Below are 5,320 nucleotides of genomic sequence, written 5' to 3' on the forward strand. Positions count from 1 at the left end.
CCCCGCAGGCGGCACCACCACCGTCCAGGTCACCGCCGACACCACCCCCGGCGGCGAACTCCACGGCGGCTACAGCCTCTTCATCACCGCCCAGGGCGACGGCCAGACCATCCGCACCGCCGCCGCCGTCGACCGCGAACCCGAGAAATTCACCCTCACCGTGGACACCGTCGACCGCGCGGGCAGCCCCGCCGACTGGGCCCAGGGCTATGCGATCGACACCGAGACCTACGAGTTCCACGCGGTGACCGCGGAGAACGGGCGGGCCGCCCTGCGGCTGCCCGCCGGCACCTATCTCGTCGACACCAACATCCTCACCGGCCCGGCGGACCGGTCCGAGCTGACGGCCGTGGACTGGCTGATGACCCCGGCGGTGCGGCTCAACCGGGACACCACCGTGGTGCACCGCGCCGCGGACGCCGGCGAGGTGACGATGACCGTGCCGGACCCGGAGGCGGAACAGACCGCGCTGAACATGCAGTACCGGCTCGTCACCGGGGACGGCGAGGTGGGCGTGGGCTGGTTCCTGGGCAGTCCGCCGGAGGGGGTGCGCACCGGGCAGATCGGGCAGGTGCCGTCACCGTTCACGCTCGACTCCGCGGCCGGCTCCACCCACCGGCGTGCCGACGACGGCACCGAGTACCACGGCTTCCAGGTCGGCGAGGACGGCTTCTTCACCGGTCTGCGGCACGCGGTGCGCGCTCGGGACCTGGCCCGGATCAGCACCGGGGTGGGCACCTCGGTGCCGGGCAAGAGCGGCACCGTCTTCACCCGCCCCGCCGCGGTCGGCATGTCGTCCAGCGACTTCACGGACCTGCCGTACACCCGGGACATCCATGTCGAGGCGGTGGGCTCGGCCTGGGGCCAGCAGTACATGCAGGTCGGGGAGAAGGACTTCGAGCTGCTCTACTCCAGCCGGCCGGAGACCCTGGAGCCCGGTGAGAGCTACACCCGTACCTTCAACACCGGGGTGTTCGGGCCCACGATGGGGCGGAACGCCGAGGGCGGCGGGGTGTTCCGCTACCGCGACCGTCTCTTCGCCTCGGTGTCGCCGTTCGCGGACGGCGCCGGCCGCACCGGGGACAGCCTGTTCGACTCGGCACGGACCGTGCTCTACCGCAACGGCGAGGTGCTGGACACCGCGGACGCCCCGGTGGACTGGGCGGAGTTCGAGCTGCCGCCGGAAGAGGCCGAGTACCGGCTGGTGACGACGGTCAGCCGCAAGGAGTCGGGGGTCGCCGCGGTGACCACCGAGGTGGTGCTCGACTACACCTTCACCTCGGCCTATGTGAACGACACCGACATCGTGCAGCTCGGCGCCAGCGCGGTGCGGTTCGCGCCCGGCCTGGCGCTGGACTCCACCTCACCGGGCGGCGAGCGGATCGGGATCCCGGTCACCGTGGAGGGGCCGGCCGCGGGCGGCAATCTGGCCTCGCTGGCCGTGGAGGTCTCCTTCGACGGCGGCGCGGGCTGGCGGCCGGCCGAGGTCACGGACGGCACCCTGACCGTCACCAACCCGCCGGCCGGCACGGCNGGCGGCGCGGGCTGGCGGCCGGCCGAGGTCACGGACGGCACCCTGACCGTCACCAACCCGCCGGCCGGCACGGCCGTCTCGCTGCGCTCCACCCTCACCGACCGGCAGGGCAACACCTCCGTGCAGACCCTGATCGACGCCTACCGCACCAGCTGAGCCCCGTCCCCCTCCCGAACCGCCCCGGCCGGGCGCCCGGACCGGCCGGGGCGCCGGGCGCGTCCCGCGGCGCCCGGCCGCCCCCTGGGCCGCCGACTACCCTTCTCCCCATGAACGACGCCACTGCCCCCGCCCCGTCCTCCCGCCCCGGTCCGGCGCGCCGGCTGGTGCTGGCCTCGCGTTCCCCGGCCCGGCTCGCCCTGCTGCGGCAGGCGGGTCTGGCGCCCGAGGTGATGGTCAGCGGGGTGGACGAGGAGTCGGTGTCCGCTCCGGTGCCGGGCGAGCTGGCCCGGCTGCTGGCCGAGGCCAAGGCGGAGGCGGTCGCGGCCCGGCCGGAGGCGGCCGGCGCCCTGGTGGTGGGCTGCGACTCGGTGCTGGAGCTGGACGGGCAGGCGCTGGGCAAGCCCGCCGACGCCGAGGAGGCCACCGCCCGCTGGAAGGCGATGCGCGGCCGGTCGGGTGTGCTGGAGACCGGGCACTGCGTGATCGACACGGCCCGCGGGCGCCGGGTGTCGGCGACCGGTTCCACCACCGTGCGGTTCGGTGAGCCGACCGACTCGGAGATCGCCGCCTATGTGGCCACCGGAGAGCCGCTGGAGGTGGCCGGCGCCTTCACCCTGGACGGCCGGGCCGCGCCGTTCATCGACTCGGTCGACGGCGATCCGGGCAATGTGATCGGGCTGTCGCTGCCGCTGCTGCGCCGCCTGCTGGCCGGACTGGACGTGCGGATCACCGATCTGTGGCGCTGACCGCGGCCACCGGCTCACCGGCTGCCGCGCCCTGCGGGCCGGCCGCCGGCCGGTCCGGGCCTCCGGCGGGCTCCACGGCCACGTCGGGTGCGTCGGGTGCCGCGGGTGCGGCGGGCCGGTCGGGGAGGCCGTCCTCCGCCTCGTCGGGCCGGTGCGGCAGCGGACGGTCCTCCGGCTCCCCCGGGCGGACCGGCGGCTCCGGCGGATAGGCCGTCATCACCAGCAGCACCAGCCCGAACACCACCATGGCCGCGGTGAACCCGCCCCAGCCGACCATGCCGACGGCCAGCACCGCCAGCACCGCGTTGACCACCAGGCAGGAGGCCAGCACCGCGCGGGCCGGCCGGCCGCCGAGGCGGTCCCGCACGGCGGCACGCAGCAGGAGCACGGCGCAGGCCAGCAGCAGCCCGCCGAGCAGCGCTCCGCCCAGCCAGGTGGTGCCGGCGATGGTGTCCGTGGACAGCCCCGCCATGGACATCCGCTGTGCCCGGACCACCAGGCCCATCAGCCACTGTGCGGTGGCGATGGCCAGCGCCTCGCACAGAACCAGAACTGCCGCCGCCGCGGCCGTGATTCGCCTTCCCCGGTTCACGCGGCGCACGCTACTGCCGAGTAACGCCGCCGACAAGGGGCACGGCGCGTCCGGTGCCCCGGGGGCCGGGCGGATCGGGCCGCGCTCGCGCCCGGCTCGTACGCCGCATCCGCCCGCGCACCCGCCTCCGGGAGGGCGGACCCGGCCGCCCGGATCTCGCACGGAAAAAGAATCCTGGTCAGCGTTGTAGGGAACCTACATAACCCTTCCGCCCGTGACGGGTGTGAAATGTGGAGACGTTGGCCACATGGCGGTTTCCAAGGAAAACTCTGGCCCGGCGCGTACCTTGGAACGCAAGGCCAGAAGGCGTTCGGCACAGCCTCGGCTCACTGTCCGTGTGGGCAAGCTCACCCCCGAGTGCGCCTCGGCGGGAGGTGTGGCCGCTATCTAAACTCGCCTTGTTCCGAGGAGGGAGCCATCGTGCGCAAGGTGCTCATCGCCAACCGCGGCGAAATCGCCGTCCGCGTGGCGCGGGCGTGCCGGGATGCCGGTATCGCGAGTGTCGCTGTCTACGCCGATCCGGACCGGGACGCCGTCCACGTCCGGGTCGCCGACGAGGCATTCGCGCTGGGCGGTGACACCCCGGCCGCCAGCTATCTGGACATCGGCAAGGTTCTCAAGGCGGCCGAGGACTCGGGAGCGGACGCCGTCCACCCGGGCTACGGCTTCCTGTCCGAGAACGCCGACTTCGCCCAGGCCGTGCTCGACGCGGGCCTGATCTGGATCGGCCCGCCGCCGCAGGCGATCCGCGACCTCGGCGACAAGGTGGCCGCCCGGCACATCGCACAGCGTGCCGGCGCCCCCCTGGTGGCCGGCACCAAGGACCCGGTCTCGGGCGCCGAGGAGGTCGTGGCCTTCGCCCGCGAGCACGGCCTGCCGATCGCCATCAAGGCCGCGTTCGGCGGCGGCGGCCGGGGCCTGAAGGTGGCCCGGACCCTGGAGGAGGTCCCGGAGCTGTACGACTCCGCGGTGCGCGAGGCGGTCGCCGCCTTCGGCCGCGGCGAGTGCTTCGTGGAGCGCTATCTGGACCGCCCCCGGCATGTGGAGACCCAGTGCCTGGCCGACCAGCACGGAAACGTGGTGGTGGTCTCCACCCGTGACTGCTCGCTCCAGCGCCGCCACCAGAAGCTGGTGGAGGAGGCCCCGGCCCCGTATCTGAGCGAGGAGCAGAACCGCCAGCTCTACGCCGCCTCCAAGGCGATCCTGCGGGAGGCCGGCTATGTGGGCGCGGGCACCTGCGAGTTCCTCGTCGGCCAGGACGGCACCATCTCCTTCCTGGAGGTGAACACCCGGCTCCAGGTGGAGCACCCGGTGACCGAGGAGACGAGCGGCATCGACCTGGTGCGCGAGCAGTTCCGGATCGCCGACGGCGAGGAGCTGGGCTACGACGACCCGCCGCTGCGCGGCCACTCCTTCGAGTTCCGCATCAACGGCGAGGACCCGGGCCGCAACTTCCTGCCCGCCCCGGGCACGGTGACCGCCTTCGTGCCGCCGTCCGGCCCGGGTGTGCGGCTGGACTCCGGCGTGGAGTCCGGCTCGGTGATCGGTCCGGCCTGGGACTCCCTGCTGGCCAAGCTGATCGTCACCGGTGCCGACCGGCAGCAGGCCCTGCAGCGGGCGGCCCGCGCGCTGAACGAGTTCCGGGTCGAGGGCATGGCCACGGCGCTGCCCTTCCACCGCGCCGTGGTGACCGACCCGGCCTTCGCGCCGGAGGTGACCGGCTCGGCCGGGCAGCCGTTCGCCGTCCACACCCGGTGGATCGAGACCGAGTTCGTCAACGAGATCCCGCCGTTCAGCCAGCCGGGGGCCGCCGCCGAGGACGAGGAGCTGGGCAACGTCCGCGAGACCGTCGTGGTCGAGGTGGGCGGCAAGCGGCTGGAGGTCTCGCTGCCGGCCACGCTCGCTCTCCCGCTGGCCCGGGCGGCCGTGGCGGGCGGCGCCAAGCCGGCCCGCCGGCGCGGCGCGCGCAGGACGGCCTCCGGGTCCACCGGCGACACCCTGGCCTCGCCGATGCAGGGCACCATCGTGAAGGTCGCGGTCGAGGAGGGCCAGCAGGTCGCCGAGGGCGATCTGGTCATCGTCCTGGAGGCGATGAAGATGGAGCAGCCGATCAACGCCCACCGCTCGGGCACCGTCAAGGCACTCAAGGCGGAGGTCGGCGCCACCCTGTCCTCCGGCGCCATGATCTGCGAGATCAAGGACTGACCCGGCGTACCGTGCGCGGGCCCGTCACCGCTCACCGCGCCCGCCGCGGGCCGGCGGCGACGGGCCCGCGCATTCCGCGCGCAG

At 74.1% G+C, this 5,320-nt stretch carries 3 protein-coding genes; 2 read left to right on the plus strand and 1 reads right to left on the minus strand.

The features are described 5' to 3' along the window. Positions 1–1,800 precede the first annotated feature (1,800 nt). Positions 1,801–2,439, plus strand: coding sequence for a nucleoside triphosphate pyrophosphatase (locus tag GQS09_RS26770; protein WP_165990121.1), 639 nt, complete (start codon positions 1,801–1,803; stop codon positions 2,437–2,439). Here the strand turns inward: GQS09_RS26770 and GQS09_RS26775 are convergent. Continuing rightward, entirely contained in the window at positions 2,420–3,031 is a 612-nt protein-coding gene (locus GQS09_RS26775) for a hypothetical protein (RefSeq protein ID WP_207958325.1), read from the minus strand. The genes GQS09_RS26770 and GQS09_RS26775 overlap by 20 nt on opposite strands. 420 nt (positions 3,032–3,451) lie before the next feature. Here GQS09_RS26775 and GQS09_RS26780 point away from each other — a divergent pair, with 420 nt between their 5' ends. After that, complete coding sequence (locus GQS09_RS26780) at positions 3,452–5,236, plus strand: biotin carboxylase N-terminal domain-containing protein (RefSeq protein WP_165990122.1); 1,785 nt, start codon at positions 3,452–3,454, stop codon at positions 5,234–5,236. Positions 5,237–5,320: the final 84 nt, after the last annotated feature.

Origin of the sequence: Streptomyces sp. YIM 98790, from assembly GCF_011421595.1 — a bacterium.
Lineage (GTDB): Bacteria > Actinomycetota > Actinomycetes > Streptomycetales > Streptomycetaceae > Streptomyces.